An 18,071-nucleotide genomic window follows, 5' to 3' on the forward strand; every position below is an offset into this window, starting at 1 on the left:
CTGCTCACCGGCCGCTGGCGCACCCTGCAACACATCGCCGCCAGCCCCCGAAAAATCGGAAACATCGTCCAAGCCGCACTCGTACTCACCCACCACGAACACAACCGAATCCACTGAGATCACCTCAGTGGAAATCCGGTACCCGGTTTCAGCGGGGTTCGGGGGTCTGATTTCCACTGAAATCCGTTGGTGCTGGTGGGGGTGTGGTTACGTGAAGTGCCCCTTCGAGCTTGTGCTCGCAAGGGGCACTTCGGGGTCGGTGGGTCAGGGTTTGAGGCCGGCCACCGGACCGATGACCACGACCGCGGGGGGTTTGATGTCGTGGGTCCGGACGTCTTCGGCGACCTGGGCCAGGGTGGTCTTCAGGGAGCGCTGGGTTCCGGTGGTGGCTTCCTGGACGACCGCGACCGGGGTGTCGGCCGGTCGGCCGTTCTTGATCAGGACCTCGGCGAACGCCTCGATGCGCTGGACCGCCATGAGCAGCACGAGCGTGCCGCGCAACCGGGCCAGGGCCTCCCAGTCCACCAGGGACCGCTCGTCGTCCGGGGCGACGTGGCCGGAGACCACGACCGCCTCGTGCGCGACGCCCCGGTGGGTGACCGGCACGTCGGCCATCGCGGGCGCCGAGAAGGCGCTGGTGATGCCGGGCACCACGGTCACGGGGACTCCGGCTTCGGCGCAGGCCAGCAGCTCTTCGAAGCCGCGGCCGAACACGTACGGGTCGCCGCCCTTGAGCCGGGCGACGAACTTGCCCGCGCGGACCTTCTCGATCAGCGTCTCGTTGATCACCGACTGGCTCGCCGAGCGGCCGTAGGGGATCTTCGAGGCGTCGATGACCTCGACGTGCGAGCCCAGCTCCTCCAGCAGCTCGCGCGGCGCCAGGTGGTCGGTGATGACCACGTCGGCCTTGGCGAGCAGCCGCCGTCCGCGCACCGTGATCAGGTCCGGGGCACCGGGGCCGCCGCCGATCAGCGCGACGCCGGGGGCGTGCGGTTCGGGGTGCTCGTCGATCACGCCGGACTGCATCGCTTCCAGCAGCGCGTCGCGAACTCCGGCGCTGCGGCGCGGTTTTCCGCCGGCCAGCACGCCGAGCAGCAGCCCGTCGTGCTCGGCGACGGCGGGGGTGACCGCGCTGCCCTCGGTGGCGTTGTCGGAGCGGACGCAGAACACCCGGTCGCGTTCGGCCTCGGCGCCGACGGCGGCGTTGACCTCGTCGGACGAGGTCGCGGCGACGGCGTACCAGGCGCCGTCGAGGTCGCCGTCGCGGTACTCGCGACGGCTCCAGGTGATCTCGCCGGAGTCGGCCAGCGCTTCCACCGCGGGCGTCGCCTGCGGGGCGATCACCTCGACGGCGGCGCCTGCGTTGATCAGCCGGGGAAGCCGTCGCTGCGCGACGGGTCCGGCACCGACCACGACCACGCGGCGACCGGCGAGGTCGAGTCCGGCGAGGTAGTGGTTATCCGTTTGAGTGGCCATGTGCGTGTCCGTGTGCGTGACCGTGCCCGGTCGGGTCGTCAGGGTGGTGGTGCGGCGTCTGCGGTGCACCCAGTTTGTCCTCGAAGCCCGGCAGCAGCACCCGGTACGCGCAGGTGTCGCAGTTCATCCGGATGTCGCCGTGCAGGGCCTCGTGGTATCGCTCCACGACGAGGTCGACCAGGGCGTCGCAGTCTCCCAGATATCCGGCGACGTGGAGCGGGAGCTCCGGTGCGGTCTGGGCCCACTCGCGCGCCTGCGTCACGACGCGCTGCGGCAGCACGCCGTCGAACAGGAAGTACGGGGCCACCACGACGCGCTTGGCCCCGAGCTTGCGAGCCCGGTCCAGCCCGCCAGGGACGTCCGGCGATGCCAGGGAGATGAACGCGGTCTCAACCGTCTCGAAACCGCAGGTCTCCTGCAAGAGGCGTGAGACCTTGCACACCTCGGCGTTGGCGTCGGGGTCGGTCGAACCGCGGCCCACGAGAACCACTGCCGTGTCCGCCCATTCGTCGCGCGGGACCTGCTCGGCGATCCGCTCGGCGAGCAGCTCCAGCAGGATCGGGTGCGGGCCGAGCGGGCGTCCGAAGACGAAGGACGTGCCCGGGTGGCGGCGGACTTCGCGTTCCAGCGCGGCGGGGATGTCGCCCTTGCCGTGCCCGGCGGCGACCAGCACCAGCGGCACCGCGGCCATCCGGCGGTGGCCCTTGTCGGTGAGCTCGGTCCAGGCTTCGGTGACCGCGGGGGCGGACAGCTCGATGAACCCGCCCGAGCTGTCGACACCGGCTGCGGACATCCGGGCCTTGAGCCGTTCGAGGAAGGCGTGGAACTGCGCGACGCCTCGTTCGTCCACCGTGCCGTGGCCCACGACCAGCAGCGGTTCGGTCACCGGTTACCTCCAGGTTCTGCCCAGTAGAGCAGGGCGTTGATGGCGGCGGCGGCGATCGCCGCACCACCACGTTCGGTCAGGGTGCTCACGGCCGGTAGGCCGCTGCGCCGCAGTGCGGCCTTGCTGTCCACGGCGCCGACGAAGCCGACCGGGACTCCGACGATCAGCGCCGGTTCCAGTTCGCCGTTCTCGGCGAGCCGGAGCAGTTCGAGGAGCGCGGTGGGGGCGTTGCCGACGGCCCACACCGCGCCGCGCGGGTGTTCGGCCGCCGCGAGCCGCATCCCGGCCGCGGAGCGGGTGAGCCCTTCCGAGGCGGCGAGCTCGGTGACGCCCGGGAAGTCCAGGCCGATGCGGACCTCGCGGGCGGTGATGCCGGAGGCGACCATGCGCACGTCGGTGATCAGCGGCGCACCCGCCAGCAGGGCGTCGCGACCCTGCCGCAGCGCGGGTTCGTCCGCGACGACCTCGCCGGTCCAGCTGGGATCGGCGGTGGTGTGCACGACGCGTTCGACGACCGCCCGGGTCAGCGGTTCGAACCGGTCGAAGTCGGCTCGCGACCGCATGATCCGGTAGGACTCGGTCTCGATCGGATGGACTGTGCGCCTCATGGTCGTTCCTGTTTCCTATGCGATTTCCGCGCTTTTGCGGGCGGTGAACCGCCACCACGCCGCCGCACCGCCCCAGACCAGCAGGAACAGGCCCAGGGTCAGGTATCCGAGCAGCTCGAACTGGTCCGCGATCGCGGCGACCCCGCCGAGGAAGTCCAGTCCCGATTCGGCCAGGACTCCGCAGAGCACGACGAAGGCGACCAGCGCGGCGAGCCCCACGGTCAGCGCGGTGGTGGTGACGTTGACCCACAGCCGCCGCAGCGGCCGGGCCAGGGACCAGGTGTAGGCGCGGGACATCAGGATTCCGTCCACGCTGTCCACTGTGCACATCCCGGCGGCGAACAGCAGCGGCAGGCTCAGCACGGCGATGGCCGACAGGTTCGCGCCCGGGGTGACCATGGCCAGGACGGTGATCTCGGTGGCGGTCTGCATGCCGAGGCCGAACAGCAGGCCGATGCCGAACAGGTGCCAGGACCGGGCCACGCCCTGCATCCGGCCCCGCAGCACCCGCGCGAGCAGGCCGCGGCGTCCGAGGACGATCTCGACCTCGGCTTCGTCGATGGCGCCGCTGCGGGCGCGGCGCAGCAGCCGCCACGCGTCGCGCAGCACGAGCGCGTTGAGCACGGCGAGGGTGGTCAGCACGGCGACCACGATCAGGTCGACGGCGGTGGCCATGCGCACGCCGGTCTGCTCGGCCCACTGCTGGGCGGCGGGTCCGGCGATGAACGCGACCGCGCAGGCCAGCAGCATCACGACGCTGGCGTGGCCGAGGGCGAACCACATGCCGGTGGACACCGGACGCCTGCCGCGCTGCATCAGCAGCCGGGTGGCGTCGTCGATGACGGCGACGTGGTCGGCGTCGAAGCCGTGCCGCAGGCCGAGCAGGTAAGCGGTGGTGCCGGCGGCGGCGAGGCCTCCGGCGGCGCTGAACGCCTGCTCGTGCAGCAGGTAGGCACCCCATCCCGCGAGGTGGAGTGCTCCGATGGCGGCCAACAGGACCGCTGACTTCCGGCGCTCGCGCGCGCCCCAACCGGTGGTGTGCCGGCTCACTTCGGCATCCCGACTCATGGGATCTCCGACCTCCTGGGTTCTCCCGCCCGGGGTTCGGTGGCCGCGCGCCGCGGGTTCGCGGCACGGGGCCGGCGCGCAGTGTCCTGACTCCCGGATCGACGTGGTTCCCCCGCCTTCCAGCTGGTGACAGCCGTGGCGATGGGTGGGGACCACTCCCCGGTCACAGTGGCGGGACCGTCCCGGATTCGCACCGGGTTCCTGCACTGTCGGCGACAGTCATCCTTGCCTGATCTACGGTCCGAGGTCAAACCTGGTGAAATCGATCACGTTGCGTGATCTACGGGCTGCTCCCGTCGGCCGATGGCGCTTTCAACCGGCTCAATCAGGGGTACCCGGTCGGGTGAGCACAGTGCTCCGGCTCGATGCTGCGTCAAGGAGGCCACCATGAACGAGACGCACTCGATCACACTGAACCTGCAGGTCGTGGAGGCAGGGGCGAAGACGACCGCGGACGTCGGGTTCACCACTCCCGCCGGCCAGGCGCTGCACGGTCACGGCACGGCCCGCAGGCACCCCGACGACCCCGAGGTACCGCAGATCGGCGACGAGATCGCCATCGCGCGAGCCCTCTTCGAACTCGCCCACAAGCTCCTGGACAACGCCTCCAACGACATCGGAGACCGACTCCACAGGCGCGTCCACCTACCCGCCTGATACGTCGCACCCTCGGTGGTGGAGGTTTCAACCGAAACTTCCACCACCCGCTGGAGGGTCCAGTTGAAACCTCCACCCCGCTGATGACGACCCGGGGTGTTCACGCGACCTCGGCGAGGACGTCGCGGACGACGTGCGCGGCGACTTCGGCGACGTCCACGGGCAGGCCCGGCCTGGCGCGCACCCGGAGTTGAACGGGGTCCAGGCGCGGCAGGTCGCGGCGCTCGACCAGCCCGGCCGGCCGGGTCTTGGTCGAGGGCAGCAGCGTCACGCCGAGGCCGGCGCGGGTAGCGGCGAGCACGCCGGAGAGGTCGGCCGCTTCGCAGACCAGGTCGGGTCCCCTGCCGAGCGCGTCCATCGCCTCGATCGCGTGCCTGCGCAGCGTGCAGGGCTGGTCGAACACGACCATCGGCAGCGGCCGGTCCTCGGGCGGCGGCTGCCAGTCCGGGGCGGAGAACCACTCCAGCCGGAAACGACCCGCGTCGATGCTGCGGGAGCACACGGTGTCGTCGATGAGCAACGCGATGTCGATGCTGCCGCGGTCGACCGAGTCGGCGAGCCGGGCCGTGCGGTCCAGCCGGAAGCGGATCTCGCGGTCCGGGAACGCCGTGCGCATCCCCGAGGCCAGTTCGGGCAGGAGGCGGTCGGCGGCGTGCTCGGTGGAGCCGAACACCAGCGTGCCGCGCCCTTCGGCACCGAGCCTGCGCACCGCCTCGTCGTGGACGTCGAGGATGCGGCGGGCCTCGGCCAGCAGCAGCTCGCCGTCGGCGGTGAACCGGGCATGCCTGCCCTCGCGGACCACGAGCTTGCGGTCCAGCGCGCGTTCGAGCTTGCGCAGGTGCTGGCTGATCGCGGACTGCGTCAGGTACAGCGCCGCCGCTGCCCGGTGGAACCCGCCGCAGTCGGCGACGGCCACCAGGCTGCGCAGCGCGACGACGTCGAGCACTGCACTCATGCCGTCCAGCCTAGACCGATCAGGAAACGCGATCGATCGCGATTGCTTATCGTTGTTGGACGTGGCGGCGCAGGGCCGGAATTCTCTTGAGCATGCACACGTCGCGGTCGATCCCGCTCTCGCTCGCCGCACCGATCGTCTTCTTCTGGGCCAGCGGATATCCGACCGGAGCTCTGGGCGTGGCCGCCGCACCGCCGTTCCTGCTGACCGCCGTGCGCTTGACGCTGGCGGCTGCGGTGCTCACGGCGATCGCGCTGGTGGGCCGGGCGGTCTGGCCGACCGGCGGCAGCCTCGGGCACAGCGCCGCGGCCGGTCTGCTGACGCACGCGATGCAGTTCGGCGGGTGCTACGGCGGCATGGCCGCCGGGGTGCACGCCTCGGTGACGGCCCTGGTGATCTCGATGAACCCGGTGCTCACGGCCGCGCTGGCGGCGGTGCTGCTGCGGGAGCGGCTGAGCCGGTGGCGGCTCCTCGGCCTCGCGCTGGGCGTGCTGGCGGTGCTGGTCACCTTGGGCGGGCAGGTCGCGGCCGAGGGCGAGTGGAACCCGGCGATCCTGCTCACGCTGATCGGCCTGCTGGGCTTCTCGGCGGGCGGGCTCTACCAGCAGCGCTACTGCGGCGGCATCGACCTGCGCTCCGGCGCGGCCGTGCAGACCGCGGCCGCGGCGCTGGTGATCGGGGTGATCGCGCTGTTCGAGCACGGCCACGTCACGCACTGGGCGCAGGCCGGGATCTCCGTGCTGTGGCTGGTGATCACCGGGTCGGTGCTGGGCGTGAGCTGCTACCTGCGGGCGGTGGCGGTCGGCGGCGCGGCCCGGGCGAGCGCCCTGTTCAGCGCCGTACCACCGTTCACCGCCGTGCTCGCCTGGCCGCTGCTCGGCGAAACACCGTCGGTCGCAGTGGTTCTCGGCATCGCATTGGCGACCACGGCGTGCGTCCTCGGCACCCGCACCGAAACCCGCGAACCCGTCCGGACCTGACTCACCCGCGATCAGCCACCACGACCCCGGCCCGACACCGGTGGCTGCCCGATTTCAGTGGAAATCGGAACCCGGGCTTCCACTGAAATCCGGGACGGGTCTGCGACCCGAAGCCCGACGCGGCTACCTGCGCCGCGTCCGAGACGTGGCGTGCGCGAGGTCACGTGGCTCGTCGAATCCGCTCCCAGGCGTCCTGGACGTGCCTGCGCTCGGTCGCCGGTGAGCCGATGGCCAGTCGCAGGAGGGTTCGCCCACCGATCTTGGTGTGGGTGAGGTAGAGGTCGCCCGAGTCGTTGAGCGCGTTCATCACCCGGTGCGTGCGCTCGTTGGCCTCGTCCACCGGGAGGTCCGGGTAGCGCGGCCGGAAGCAGACCAGCGCGAACGGGTGCGGTTCCAGCAGCTCGAAATCGGGGTCCCCGCGCACCCATCCGGCGAACTCCTGGGCCAGCGCGACGGTGTCGCGGATGTGCGCGCGCAGCCCTTCGGCGCCGTACCAGCGCAGCACCGACCACAGCTTCAGCGAGCGGAACCGGCGGCCGAGCGGGACCTGCCAGTCCCGGTAGTCGATCACCTCACCGGATTCGCTGGCCTCGTTGCGCAGGTACTCCGGCAGGATCGACAACGCTTCGATCATCGGAGCCCGGTCGGCCAGCCACAGGGCGCTGCAGTCGAAGTTGGTCAGCAGCCACTTGTGCGGGTTGGTGCAGTAGGAGTCGGCGAACTCGGCGACCCCGTCGTTGATCCAGCGCAGCTCCGGGCACACCGCCGCGACACCGGCGTAAGCGGCGTCGACGTGCAACCAGACGCCGCGCCTCCGGCAGACCTCGCCGATCTCGCGCACGGGGTCGATGGCGGTGGTCGAGGTGGTGCCGATCGTCGCGCACACCATCGTCGGCACCGCACCGGCTTCCACGTCCGCGGCGATGAGCTCGTCGAGGTGGCGCGGGTCCATGCCGAGCGTTTCCGGGTCGGTGTCGACCACCCGCACGTTGTCCGCGCCGATACCGGCCAGCCGCGCCGCCCGCTCCAGCGAGGAGTGGGTGTGCGCCGAGACGTAGAGCGCGTGGCGGCGGGTGATGCCCCTGCGCGCGACGTCCTCACCGGTCCGCTGCAGCGCGGCCAGGCAGGCGACGAGCACGGCGCTGGACGCGGAGTCCTGGATGACCCCGCCGCCGGCCGCGTCGGTGCGGAAATGCGCCGGCAGACCCAGCAGTTCGGCCAGCCAGTCCACGACGACGGTCTCCAGCTCGGTGCAGGCCGGGCTCGTCGCCCACACCATGCCCTGCACGCCGAGACCGCTGGAGAGCAGATCACCGAGGATCGACGGGCCGCTCGAGTTGGCCGGGAAGTAGGCGAAGAAGCCCGGGTGCTGCCAGTGCGTCACACCCGGCAGCAGGATCTCGTCGAGGTCCCGCAGGACCTGGTCGAAGTCCTCGCCCCGTTCCGGAGGATGAGCGGGGAGCGCGTCCCGAACCTCCCCCGGCCCCACCTGCGAGCGCACCGGGAACGACTCGATCCCCGCCCGGTAGTCCGCGATCCAGTCCACGACCTGCTTGCCGACCCGCCGGAACTCCTCCGGCGACATGTCACCACCCACCCGACCACCCTGCCACCCCGCACGCGATCAGCGCAGGAGGTCGATGGCGTCTCTGGGGCAGATTTCGACGCATTCTCCGCAGGACGTGCAGGCTTCTGCGAGGACGTACGGGCGGCCCGGGGCCGGGCGGAGGGCGTGTTCCGGGCAGGTGAGCAGGCACGCGCCGCAGGCGGTGCAGGCGTCGGTGATGGTCAGCGGATCAACGGACATCGCCCGCCATCCAGCGGTAGCCGCGCGGGGTGACCATCCGGCGACCGACCACAGTGGACTGCGAGGAGCCGACGACGACCGTGGTGAACATGTCCACGTCGGCCGGGTCGAACTCGTCGATCGAGGCGCACCAGACCTTCTGGTCCGCGCGGCTGGCCTGGCGGACCGCGCCGACCGGGGTCGTCGCCGGACGGTGCTCGGCGAGGATCTCCAGAGCGCGGCCCAGCTGCCAGTGGCGCTGCACCGAACGCGGGTTGTAGAAGCAGACCACCAGGTCGCCCTCGGCGGCAGCGCGGACCCGGCGCTCGATCATCTCCCACGGGGTGTGCAGGTCGGACAGGCTGATCAGCGCGTGGTCGTGGCCGAGCGGGGCGCCCAGCAGCGCCGACGCCGACAGCGCGGCGGTCACGCCCGGCACGCCGACGACCTCGATGTCCACGTCGGCCTTCTCCAGCGCCGGGCTGGCCATCGCGTACACGCCCGCGTCGCCGGAACCGATCAGCGCGACCGCGCGGCCCTGCTTGGCCAGCTCCACCGCCTCGGCCGCGCGGGCCTCCTCGGCACCCAGGCCGGTGGCGCGCTCCTCGGTGCCGGGCCGCAGCAGGTGCCGGACCTGGTCGAGGTACTGGTCGAGGCCGACGACCACCGACGCGCGGCGCAGCTCGGCGTCGGCGCGCGGCGTGCGCAGGTCGGGGGCACCGGGCCCGATGCCGACGATGGCGAGCCTGCCGCGCGGGCTGATCCGGGCGGCGGCGACGGTGACGTTGTCACCCTTGATCTTGTCCGCGACCAGCTCGACCGGGGCGCCGTAGGCGAGCTCGTCGGCGGCGTGCAGCGCGGAGGCCTCGGCGACGCTGGGCGTGCCGACCTCGCTGCGCACCACCTCGCTCGGGTTGGGCACCTCCACGCCGGCCAGCACCTCGGCCGGGTAGGTCAGCAGGGACAGCTCGTCGCCGCCGTCCTTGGAGTGCCAGAAGCCCAGGTCCTGCACCGCGTCGAGGATGCCGGCCTCGTCGGCCTTGAGGTCGACGCTGGCGAAGGCGCGGATGGCGCGCGGGTCCAGGCCGTGCTCGCTGTCGAGCCTGGCGATGGTCTCGGCGACCGCCGTGCGCGACACACCGCGCGCGGAGCCGACCCCGACGACCAGCGTGCGCGGGACCAGGCGCAGCGTGCGCTCCTCGTCCTCGGTCGGGCGGCGGTCGTCGATCACCACCGTCCACTGCGGGTTCGCGACGTCGGCGCCGACGTTGGGCGGCAGCGCCGGGAGCGGGAAGCCGTGCGGGTTGACCAGCCGGACCGGTTCGCCGTCGAGGATCGCCACGCCGCAGGACGGCAGATCACCGTCGACGGTGGCGTCGAGCTGCTCGACCAGCTCGTCGAGCGCGGTGGTGCCGGTGGAGTCGGTGGCGGTGGTGATCACCGGGGTGCAGCCGAAGAGGTCGGCGACCTGCTCGGCCAGCGCGTTCGCGCCGCCGCCGTGACCTCCGGTCAGGGCGATGGCGAAGCGCTGCGCCTCGTCGACGCTGACGATGCCGGGATCGGTGTGCTTGTCCTGCAGCAGCGGCGCGACCAGTCTGATCGTGGCGCCGCTGGCCAGGAAGAACACGGCGGCGTCGAGGTGGTCCCAGAGGCGTCGGACGGCCGGTCCGATCGGACCGTCGGCGACCAGGGCCTCCGGCCCCAGCCGTCCGGCGAGTTCGGCGGCCGCCCGCCGTCCCGCCGCGGTCACCGCGAACAGACCGATCACTGCTACTCCCCTATTCGTCGTCACATGCCCGGATCGGGTGAAAACACCCTACGACACTCCCGGACGGGCGGTTCTGGTCCGAACCGCCCATGATCAATACCCGTTTCGCCTGGTCACCTCGGCCCGAAACCGCCCGCTGCCGCGCGAGGGATCACGCCTTCTTGCGACCGGAGATGAGGACCACAGGGTTGGCCGCCTCCAGCCGGGAGGAGCCGTCCGGGAGTTCCGCCAAGCGGGAGGCCGCGAGCTGGACGCCCTCGACCTCGTAGCCCGCCGAGCGCAGCGTCTCGCGAGTCGGCCCGACCCGGTCCAGGGCCGCCAGGGCGACCACGACGCGGGTGGCTCCGGCGTGAGCGCAGGCGGTGACGACCTCGTTGCCACCGCCTCCCACGAAGATCGAGTCCGGCTTGGGCAGCTCGCGCAGCGCCTGCGGGGCCTTGCCCTCCTCGATGCGCACGTCAACGCCGTGACCTGCGGCGTTGGTGACCATCCGGACCACTTGGGCCTCGTCGGACTCGATCGCGATGGTCGCCGCGCCCATCCGGGCGCACTCCACCGCCATCGAACCCGACCCGGCGCCGACGTCCCAGACCAGCGTGCCGGGGCGCGGCGCGAGCTTGGCCAGCGCCACCGCGCGCACCTCGGCCTTGGTGATCATGCCGTCGCGGTGCGAGAACTCGTCCTCCGACAGCGCCCAGCCGGTGGCCGGCGGAACCGGCTCCCCGCCGGCGATCCAGCCGCGCGGGGGCACCTCGTCGGCGTCCGCCAGGCACAGCACCACGTTCGGCTCGAACCAGCTGCGCTTGGCCGCGTCCGCCGGGTCGATGGTCACCACCGACTCGTTCGGCCCGCCCAGGTCCTCACCGACGATCATGGTGCGCCGCCAGCCGGCCAGCCCAGACGCGATCTGCGCCGGACCCGACTTCGGCGCGGTCAGCACCGCCACCGCCGGGTGCGCCCGGCACACGTTGATCGCCGCGCCGAGGTCGCGCCCGTGGGCGCTGACCACCACGACGTCGTCCCAGGACCGCCCCGCGCGCGCCATCAGCCGCTGCACGCTGGAGGTCGCGGGCAGCACCGAGCACCGGACGCCGCGCTCGCGCAGCGCGCGCACGGCGCCGAAGAACCCCGGGTCGCCGGAGGCCAGCACCACGCCCTGCTCGTCCCCGGACAGCGCGGACAGCGCGTTCAAAGCCGGTTCCAGAGGACCCAGTTCAAGTCGTTTCGCCTGGTCGGGAGCATGCGCGTCGAGGTGCCGCTTACCTCCCACGACCAGTCGCGCCTGCTCCAGAGCCTCGGCTCCACCCGGCGGCAGCGTTGCCCCGTCGACCCCGATCACCGTGACTGCCACGTCACCCACCTCGCCTCGGTGGCCGCGACCACGTGCTCTCCCTCGAAGTCGACCATGGCGACCCGAACACGCAGCTTGCGACCGCACTCCTCGCTGAACCGCTCCAATACTGCTGCCACCAGCTCGCACAACCGGTGCGCACACGCCGAGAAGCAGTCACCGCGCTGCCACACCTCGTACGCGCGGCGGGCGGTGGCGGCCTCGCTGACCTCGGTCACGTCCTGCTCGCTGCCGCCGAACTCCGCGGTCAGCCGCCCCAGCAGTCCGGTGTCCACCTTGGACCGCGTGTAGTGGGTCATGACGACGCCGGAGGCGAGCTTGGTGAGCTTGCCGATCATGCCGACGAACACGAGCTCGTCCAGCCCGTGCTCCACGGCCCTGCGCACGGCGGCGCCGGTGAAGTCGCCGACCTCGATGAAGGCCACCTCGGGCTCGTCGGGCAGCAGCCGCATCGCGACCCGCTCGGTGCGTCCGCCGGTGGACAGCACGGCCACCCGGCCCTGCTGCGCGGACAGCACCGACACGGCCTGCTCGACGCTGGACCGCCACGAGGCGGTGGAGAAGGGCCGGACGATGCCGGTGGTGCCGAGGATCGAGATGCCGCCGAAGATGCCCAGCCGCCGGTTGGTGGTCTTGTAGGCCATCTTCTCGCCACCGGGCACGGTGATCGTGACGTCCGCGCCGCGCTCGCCGAGCACCTCGCGCACGGCGTCGCCGATCATCTGCCGCGGCACCGGGTTGATCGCCGGGCCACCGACCTCCAGGCCCAGACCCGGCTTGGTGACGGTCCCGACGCCCTCCCCGCCGTGCAGCAGGACCTCGCCGTCCTCGCGAGGCACGACGCTGACCGTCAGCCGGGCACCGTGCGTGACGTCGGGATCGTCGCCCGCGTCCTTGACGACCACGGCGGTCGCCGGTTCGGCGCTGCCGGAGTCGACCTGGAACCGGCGGCGCTTGCCGTCCGGGAAGCCGATGTCCACGGTGGCCGGGAGCTCCCCGGTGACCAGCAGTTCGGCCGCCGCTCGGGCCGCCGCTGCGGAGCAGGCACCGGTGGTGAAACCGGTGCGCAGCGCCTTGGGCCGGACCTTCGCGGTGCGCGGGAGGTCCGGCTCGCGCAGCGGCGGCTGCGGATCACTCTGACTGCTCATCCGGCTTCGCCGCGGGCTTGCGCTTGGCAGACTGCTTGTTCTTCGCCGTGTTCGGCTTGGCCGAGGCCTTGCGCTTGGTCGAGCCGGACTTCGCCGCCCCGGTCGACTTGCGCGTGGTGCCGGTGGTGGCGGTGGCCTGCGCGGTCGTGGTGCTCGACGTGGCCGACTCCTGCTGCGGCGCAACGGGTTCGGGCTCGGCGGGCTCCTCGGTGAACAGCTGCGACTGCGATTCGTCGACCTGCGGGATCGGGATCGAGCGGTTCGCGCCGAAACGCGCTGCGCCGCGCGCGGTCTCCTGCCAGTCGCGCACGGCCCACCACGCCGCGTCGGACTCGCGGAGCTTGGCCGCCTCGGACTCCTTGATCTTGGCGGAGTCGGGCTCCTCGGGCTGCTCGCGCGGCTTCTCGACGCGGCGGACGGAGCGCTCGGCGCGCAGCGCGCGACGGGCTTCCTTGTCGGCCTTGCGGTAGGTGTGGAAGTGGCCCGCGTGGTACAGGTGCGAGCGGGTGCCGCCCGCGGTGAGGCCCTTGCCGATGATGAACAGCGTGTGCCGCCACAGCTTGTGCTTCTTGCAGTCGGCTTCGAGCTCGCCGAGCGTGCTGCGCACCAGCAGTTCGTCCGGCCAGGTCACCTTGTAGGCCACCAGCACCGGCGTGTCGTCCGGGTAACCGCCCGCGCGCAGCTCCTCGACCAGCTGACCGGTCCGCGCGGCGGACAGGAAAAGCGCCATCGTGGTGCCGTGCTTGGCGAACTCGCGCACCTTCTCGCCGTCGGGCATCGGCGTCTTGCCGCCCTCCAGGCGGGTCAGCACCAGCGACTGCGCGACCTCGGGGACGGTCAGCTCGCGGCCGATCGCCGCCGCTGCGGCGGAGAAGGCGGGAACGCCGGGGACGATCTCCACCTCGACGTTCATCCGGACCGCGGCGTCGTACTGCTCCTGGACCGCACCCCACAGCGACGGGTCACCGGAGTGCACGCGCGCGACGTTGAGCTTGTCGCGCTCGGCGCGCCGGTAGATCTCCACCGCGTGCTCGTGGGTGAGCCGGGAGGAGTCGACGAGCTCGGCATCGGAGCGCGCGTGCTCCTGCACGCACTCCGGCGTGACCAGGCTCGCGGCCCAGACCACGATGTCGGCTTCGGCGATTCGCTTGGCGCCGCGGACCGTGATCAGGTCGGCCGCGCCGGGTCCGGCGCCGATGAACGAGATCCGGCCAGTCACCATTGCTCTCCTCTTCCGCCTCGGGGTGGCAGCACTACCACTGTCGACAAGTAAGGCGCATCGTCCACATCGGACACTTCAGCAAGCGGTAGTACCCGCGCATCCGGCGTGCCCAGGTGCTCGGCGTAGACCGAGCGGTCCAGAGCTCCGCAGTCGTCGATCGCATCGCGCAGCTCACCCAGGCGTCGCCCGCCTTTGTAGGCAACGACCGTACCGCGCGCTCGCAACGCCTCCCGCAGCGCGGTGACATCCCGCAGCATGGGAATCACGGTGAGTTGCTCCGAGCCCTCGGTGAGCGCGATGCCCGCGTGCGACGCGGTCGCCTGCATCGCCGTGATGCCGGGCACCGTCACGATCTCGACCTCGGTCAACAGCTCCGCGACGGCCGCTGCCAGATAGCTGAACGTCGAGTACACGGCGGGGTCGCCCAAGGTGGCGAAGACCACCGTGCCGCCCTGATCACGCAGTCGCTTCGCGACGGTCTCGGCCGCGTCGTCCCAGTGCCTGCGGCGCCGCTCCTGCGGTCCGTCGACCGGGTCGGCGAGCGCGAACACCAGCCGCTGCACCCGCTCGTCGGAGCCCAGGTGCGCGCGCACGATGGCCTCCGCGCGGCCCTGCTCGTCGGGCGCGAGGACGGGCACGTACACGGTGTCCGCTTCGCGTATCTCGCGCAGCGCGGCCAGGGTCAGCATTTCCGGATCGCCGGGGCCGACCCCGACACCGACGAGTCTCATCGCAGGCACCTCGTGACGAATCGGGCTACCGAGCCGGGGTTTCCGGCCGGGTGGGTGTGCAGGTAGGAGGCGTGCACCCCGCCGTGGACGAATCCCTCGCGGTGCACCCCGGAAGGCCCGCGCCAGAACCACGCGGGGCTCTCGCCGTGACCGGGTTCGGTTGCGGTGCGGTGGAATTCGTGCCCGCTGATGCGGGCTCCCTCGGCGAACAGCGGGGATTCGGTGGCGGCGACGGCGTCCCGGTATCCCAGGGTCAGCCGCGGCGACATGGCCGCGCGCACCGGCAGCACCCCGCACATGGGTTCGCCGTCGAGCTCCTCGCCGAGGTAGAGCAGCCCACCGCACTCGGCGTGCACCGGGGCTCCACCGCCGGCGAAGGCGCGGATCTCGTTGCGCAGCGCGGTGTTCGCCGACAGCGCGGCGGCGTGCTGCTCCGGGAACCCGCCCGGCAGCACCAGTCCGGCGGTCCGGTCGGGAAGTCGTTCATCGCGAAGCGGGTCGACGAGGGCGACCTCGGCTCCGGCGGCTTCGAGGAGTTCGACGTGCTCGGCGTAGCCGAAGCTGAACGCGTGCCCGCCCGCCACGGCGACCACCGGCCGTCCCTGCGGCTGCACTTCGACACCTGGATCCCAGGCGGCTCCGGGCAGGTCACCGGCGGTGCGGGCGAGCGCGGCGACGGCGTCGAGGTCCACGGACCGCTCGATCACGTCGGTCATCGCCTCCACGGCGCGCAGCGCCTCGGCGCCGTGCTCGACGGCGGTGACCAGTCCCAGGTGCCGGGAGGGGACTTCGAGGTCGTCGGTGCGCGGGATGGCGCCCAGCACCGGTAAGCCCGCGTTGTCGGCCGCGGAGCGCAGCACCTGCTCGTGGCGCGGCGAGCCGACGCGGTTGAGCACCACGCCGGAGACCTTCACCTGCGGCCGGTAGCCGCGAAAGCCGTGCAGCAGCGCGGCGAGGCTGTGGCTCTGCCCCTTGGCGTCGACGACGAGCACGACGGGAGCGTCGATCAGCTGCGCGACGTGCGCGGTGGAGCCGAAGGCCAGTTCCTCGTCGCCGCCGATGCGGCCGTCGAACAGGCCCATCACGCCTTCCACCACGGCGATGTCGGCACCGGCGGATCCGTGGTGCAGCAGCGGCGCGATGCGGTCGGCTCCGACGAGCACGGGGTCGAGGTTGCGCGCGGTCCGCCCGGCGGCGAGCCGGTGGTAGCCGGGATCGATGTAGTCGGGCCCGACCTTGAACGGCGCGACGCGATCGCCGCGTCTGCGCAGCGCACCGAGCAGGCCGGTGACCACGGTGGTCTTGCCCTGCCCCGAACCCGGAGCGGCGAAGACCACCCGATCGAGGTTCACCACTCGATGCCCTTCTGACCCTTCTGCCCGGCGTCCATGGGGTGCTTGACCTTGCCGGTCTCCATCACGAGATCGGCGGCGTCGATCAGCGCCTGCGGCGCGTAGCGGCCGGTGATGATGACGTGCTGGTGGCCCTCGCGCTCGCGCAGCTTGGCGACGACCTCGTCGACGTCGACCCAGCCCCAGTGCAGCGGGTAGGTGAACTCGTCGAGGACGTAGAGGCCGTGGCGCTGCTCGTCGAGGCGGCGGGAGATCTCCTGCCAGCCTTCGAGCGCTGCGGCGGCGTGGTCTTCCTCGGTGCCCTTCTTGCGGGTCCAGGACCAGCCCTCACCCATCTTGTGCCACTCGACGGGACCGCCTTCGCCGGTGTCCTCGTGGACCTTGCCGAGCGCGCGGAACGCCGACTCCTCGCCGACCTTCCACTTGGCGGACTTGACGAACTGGAAGACCCCGATCGACCAGCCCTGGTTCCACCCGCGCAGCGCGAGGCCGAAGGCGGCGGTGGACTTCCCCTTCATCTCACCGGTGTGCACGACGACCAGCGGCCGGTTGCGGCGCTGGCGGGTCGTGAGTCCATCAGCTGGCACGGAAGAAGGCTGTCCCTGAGGCATGCACCGACCCTAAGAGGTTGCTAACAGTGACCTGCGTGGCGGTGCAGGTAGCGGAACCTCACACGCCCTCTGGCTCCGGGATCCGCGACTGATGCATGCCAATGCACGGCGCTGCGGCTGTCCTCCCCAGAGGGCGTGTGAGAACCCGCGGCGGTGCAAGTTGCCCAGGTGGCCGAAATGCGAAGGTCCCAGGGCACGGCCCCGCATGAGGTGGGCAACTTCACCGCTGCGACCGGCGTTCGACGCGTGAAGATGGACGAGCGTCCCAGAACTAGGAGCCGCCGCATGCCCACCAGACCGCCTCTGGTGCTCTCCGCAGCCTCGTTCATCAGCAGTTTCGACCGGTTCGCCGTGACCCCGATGCTGGTGCTGATCGCGCTGAGCATGCACGTCCCGATCGCCTCGGCGGTCACGGTCGCCAGCGGCTACTTCCTGGCCTACGGACTCTCGCAACCGCTGTGGGGAATCCTCTCGGACCGCTTCGGCCGGATCCCGATCATGCGCGCCACCTTGCTGGCGGCGGCTGCCACGGGCCTGATCTCGACGTTCGCGCCGTCGCTGCCGGTGCTGATCGCGGCGCGCGTCCTGGCGGGTGCGTTCATGGGCGCGGTGGTCCCCACGACGCTGACCTACGTCGGCGACACGGTCTCCCAGCAGAAGCGCCAGAGCGCGTTGTCGGACCTGATGGCGGCCCAGGCGGTGGGCACCGCCATGGCGACGGCGGTCGGCGGCGTGCTGGCCCACTGGCTGGACTGGCGCGTGGTCTTCGCGGTCCCTGCCCTGTGCGCGGCGGTCTGCGCGCTGCTGCTGCGCGGCCTCCCGGAACCCGACCGCGCGGCGGTGTCGGGCGGGGTGGGTTCCCACATCGGCGGAGTCCTGCGCAACCGCTGGGCGCTGCTGGTGTTCGGCCTGGTCTTCGTGGAGGGCGCGGTGCTGCTGGGCACCATGACCTTCTTGGCGTCGGCGCTGGTCAACGAGGGCTTGGACGTCGCTGTGGCGGGCTTGGCCACGGGTGCCTACGGCGTGGGCGTGCTGGTGTTCTCCCGGGTCGTCAAGGCCATCAACTCCCGGGTCCCGGTCCCCCGCTTGATCGCCATCGGCGGCACGCAGATGATCGTCGGCTATGCCCTGGTCTCCGTGGACACCAACCTCGCCACGGTGATCATCACGGCCCTCCTGCTGGGCGGAGGCTGGTCCTTCATGCACTCCTCCCTGCAAGCCTGGGCCACCTCGGTCGCCCCGGAAGCACGAGGAACGGCCGTGGCCCTCTTCGCCTGCGCCCTGTTCCTGGGCAGCGCAGCGGCCTCCGCAGCAGCAGGCCCCCTAGCAGACCACGGCAACTACACGATCCTGTTCACCACAGCAGGAGCAACAGCAATCCCCCTGGTAGCCACAGCCACCTACGCAAGACACCGCTACCACCAAAAACAACCAACCCCAGCATGAACCGTCAGGCAAGCACCGAAGGTGCT

The 18,071-nt window shown here is 71.6% G+C and carries 17 protein-coding genes and 1 riboswitch; of the genes, 3 read left to right on the forward strand and 14 right to left on the reverse strand.

Annotated features, from left to right (window positions below; all coding sequences use genetic code 11):
• Nucleotides 1-264: 264 nt before the first annotated feature.
• Genes cobA through E1181_RS23785 form a run of 4 tightly spaced genes read right to left on the reverse strand, consistent with a single transcriptional unit; the run spans nt 265 to nt 4,038 of the window.
• On the reverse strand, nt 265-1,476 hold the full coding sequence (gene cobA / locus E1181_RS23770) for a uroporphyrinogen-III C-methyltransferase (protein WP_132677993.1): 1,212 nt from the start codon (nt 1,474-1,476) through the stop codon (nt 265-267).
• The gene (locus E1181_RS23775) at nt 1,457-2,362 is read right to left on the reverse strand and encodes a sirohydrochlorin chelatase (protein WP_132677994.1); all 906 of its coding nucleotides are present in this window, start codon (nt 2,360-2,362) and stop codon (nt 1,457-1,459) included. The genes cobA and E1181_RS23775 overlap by 20 nt, the downstream gene beginning before the upstream one ends.
• Nucleotides 2,359-2,970, reverse strand: coding sequence for a precorrin-8X methylmutase (locus E1181_RS23780; RefSeq protein WP_132677996.1), 612 nt, complete (start codon nt 2,968-2,970; stop codon nt 2,359-2,361). The genes E1181_RS23775 and E1181_RS23780 overlap by 4 nt, the downstream gene beginning before the upstream one ends.
• 15 nt (nt 2,971-2,985) lie before the next feature.
• Nucleotides 2,986-4,038: a HoxN/HupN/NixA family nickel/cobalt transporter gene (locus E1181_RS23785; protein ID WP_132677997.1), complete on the reverse strand. Its 1,053-nt coding sequence runs from the start codon at nt 4,036-4,038 to the stop codon at nt 2,986-2,988.
• 79 nt (nt 4,039-4,117) lie between these two features.
• Nucleotides 4,118-4,242: riboswitch (cobalamin riboswitch) on the reverse strand.
• 183 nt (nt 4,243-4,425) lie between these two features.
• On the opposite strand from E1181_RS23785, the gene E1181_RS23790 reads away from it, so the two are divergent.
• Nucleotides 4,426-4,695: a DUF1876 domain-containing protein gene (locus E1181_RS23790; protein WP_132677999.1), complete on the forward strand. Its 270-nt coding sequence runs from the start codon at nt 4,426-4,428 to the stop codon at nt 4,693-4,695.
• Between the two features lie 100 nt (nt 4,696-4,795).
• Here the strand turns inward: E1181_RS23790 and E1181_RS23795 are convergent, their stop codons facing one another.
• On the reverse strand, nt 4,796-5,650 hold the full coding sequence (locus E1181_RS23795; RefSeq protein ID WP_132678001.1) for a LysR substrate-binding domain-containing protein: 855 nt from the start codon (nt 5,648-5,650) through the stop codon (nt 4,796-4,798).
• A gap of 92 nt (nt 5,651-5,742) precedes the next feature.
• Between E1181_RS23795 and E1181_RS23800 the strand changes: the two genes are divergently transcribed.
• Entirely contained in the window at nt 5,743-6,630 is an 888-nt protein-coding gene (locus tag E1181_RS23800) for a DMT family transporter (protein ID WP_132678003.1), read from the forward strand.
• A 160-nt stretch (nt 6,631-6,790) separates the two neighbouring features.
• Here E1181_RS23800 and E1181_RS23805 read toward each other — a convergent pair whose 3' ends face one another.
• The 9 genes from E1181_RS23805 to cobO all read right to left on the reverse strand — a co-directional run bounded on the left by E1181_RS23805 (nt 6,791) and on the right by cobO (nt 16,599).
• Entirely contained in the window at nt 6,791-8,215 is a 1,425-nt protein-coding gene (locus E1181_RS23805; protein WP_132678052.1) for an aminotransferase class I/II-fold pyridoxal phosphate-dependent enzyme, read from the reverse strand.
• A 39-nt stretch (nt 8,216-8,254) separates the two neighbouring features.
• Nucleotides 8,255-8,437: a DUF362 domain-containing protein gene (locus E1181_RS23810; protein WP_132620780.1), complete on the reverse strand. Its 183-nt coding sequence runs from the start codon at nt 8,435-8,437 to the stop codon at nt 8,255-8,257.
• Nucleotides 8,427-10,184, reverse strand: a complete 1,758-nt coding sequence (cobJ, locus tag E1181_RS23815) for a precorrin-3B C(17)-methyltransferase (protein WP_132678005.1) — start codon at nt 10,182-10,184, stop codon at nt 8,427-8,429. Before cobJ ends, E1181_RS23810 begins: the two co-directional genes overlap by 11 nt.
• Nucleotides 10,185-10,335: 151 nt before the next feature.
• A complete protein-coding gene (gene cbiE, locus E1181_RS23820; RefSeq protein WP_132678007.1) occupies nt 10,336-11,535 on the reverse strand; it encodes a precorrin-6y C5,15-methyltransferase (decarboxylating) subunit CbiE in 1,200 nt (399 codons plus the stop codon).
• Nucleotides 11,520-12,683 (reverse strand): cobalt-precorrin-5B (C(1))-methyltransferase, encoded by a 1,164-nt coding sequence (locus E1181_RS23825; RefSeq protein WP_132678008.1) that lies wholly within the window; start codon nt 12,681-12,683, stop codon nt 11,520-11,522. Before E1181_RS23825 ends, cbiE begins: the two co-directional genes overlap by 16 nt.
• Nucleotides 12,667-13,905, reverse strand: coding sequence for a precorrin-4 C(11)-methyltransferase (gene cobM, locus E1181_RS23830; protein ID WP_132678010.1), 1,239 nt, complete (start codon nt 13,903-13,905; stop codon nt 12,667-12,669). Before cobM ends, E1181_RS23825 begins: the two co-directional genes overlap by 17 nt.
• Nucleotides 13,899-14,636 (reverse strand): precorrin-2 C(20)-methyltransferase, encoded by a 738-nt coding sequence (gene cobI / locus E1181_RS23835; RefSeq protein ID WP_132678012.1) that lies wholly within the window; start codon nt 14,634-14,636, stop codon nt 13,899-13,901. The genes cobM and cobI overlap by 7 nt, the downstream gene beginning before the upstream one ends.
• On the reverse strand, nt 14,633-15,991 hold the full coding sequence (locus E1181_RS23840; RefSeq protein ID WP_165944726.1) for a cobyrinate a,c-diamide synthase: 1,359 nt from the start codon (nt 15,989-15,991) through the stop codon (nt 14,633-14,635). Before E1181_RS23840 ends, cobI begins: the two co-directional genes overlap by 4 nt.
• Complete coding sequence (gene cobO / locus E1181_RS23845) at nt 15,985-16,599, reverse strand: cob(I)yrinic acid a,c-diamide adenosyltransferase (protein WP_132678014.1); 615 nt, start codon at nt 16,597-16,599, stop codon at nt 15,985-15,987. Before cobO ends, E1181_RS23840 begins: the two co-directional genes overlap by 7 nt.
• Nucleotides 16,600-16,884: 285 nt before the next feature.
• On the opposite strand from cobO, the gene E1181_RS23850 reads away from it, so the two are divergent.
• Complete coding sequence (locus tag E1181_RS23850; RefSeq protein WP_132678016.1) at nt 16,885-18,045, forward strand: MFS transporter; 1,161 nt, start codon at nt 16,885-16,887, stop codon at nt 18,043-18,045.
• The last annotated feature ends 26 nt before the right edge of the window (nt 18,046-18,071 follow it).

This window comes from Saccharopolyspora terrae, assembly GCF_004348435.1.
GTDB classification, from domain to species: Bacteria; Actinomycetota; Actinomycetes; order Mycobacteriales; family Pseudonocardiaceae; genus Saccharopolyspora; species Saccharopolyspora endophytica.

Bases quoted from the DNA above. Each gene is read 5' to 3' on its own strand.
- cobA (WP_132677993.1), bottom strand. From the start codon at position 1,476: ATGGCCACTCAAACGGATAACCACTACCTCGCCGGACTCGACCTCGCC.
- E1181_RS23780 (WP_132677996.1), bottom strand. From the start codon at position 2,970: ATGAGGCGCACAGTCCATCCGATCGAGACCGAGTCCTACCGGATCATG.
- E1181_RS23785 (WP_132677997.1), bottom strand. From the start codon at position 4,038: ATGAGTCGGGATGCCGAAGTGAGCCGGCACACCACCGGTTGGGGCGCG.
- E1181_RS23790 (WP_132677999.1), top strand. From the start codon at position 4,426: ATGAACGAGACGCACTCGATCACACTGAACCTGCAGGTCGTGGAGGCA.
- E1181_RS23795 (WP_132678001.1), bottom strand. From the start codon at position 5,650: ATGAGTGCAGTGCTCGACGTCGTCGCGCTGCGCAGCCTGGTGGCCGTC.
- E1181_RS23800 (WP_132678003.1), top strand. From the start codon at position 5,743: ATGCACACGTCGCGGTCGATCCCGCTCTCGCTCGCCGCACCGATCGTC.
- E1181_RS23805 (WP_132678052.1), bottom strand. From the start codon at position 8,215: ATGTCGCCGGAGGAGTTCCGGCGGGTCGGCAAGCAGGTCGTGGACTGG.
- E1181_RS23810 (WP_132620780.1), bottom strand. From the start codon at position 8,437: ATGTCCGTTGATCCGCTGACCATCACCGACGCCTGCACCGCCTGCGGC.
- E1181_RS23825 (WP_132678008.1), bottom strand. From the start codon at position 12,683: ATGAGCAGTCAGAGTGATCCGCAGCCGCCGCTGCGCGAGCCGGACCTC.
- cobM (WP_132678010.1), bottom strand. From the start codon at position 13,905: ATGGTGACTGGCCGGATCTCGTTCATCGGCGCCGGACCCGGCGCGGCC.
- cobI (WP_132678012.1), bottom strand. From the start codon at position 14,636: ATGAGACTCGTCGGTGTCGGGGTCGGCCCCGGCGATCCGGAAATGCTG.
- cobO (WP_132678014.1), bottom strand. From the start codon at position 16,599: ATGCCTCAGGGACAGCCTTCTTCCGTGCCAGCTGATGGACTCACGACC.
- E1181_RS23850 (WP_132678016.1), top strand. From the start codon at position 16,885: ATGCCCACCAGACCGCCTCTGGTGCTCTCCGCAGCCTCGTTCATCAGC.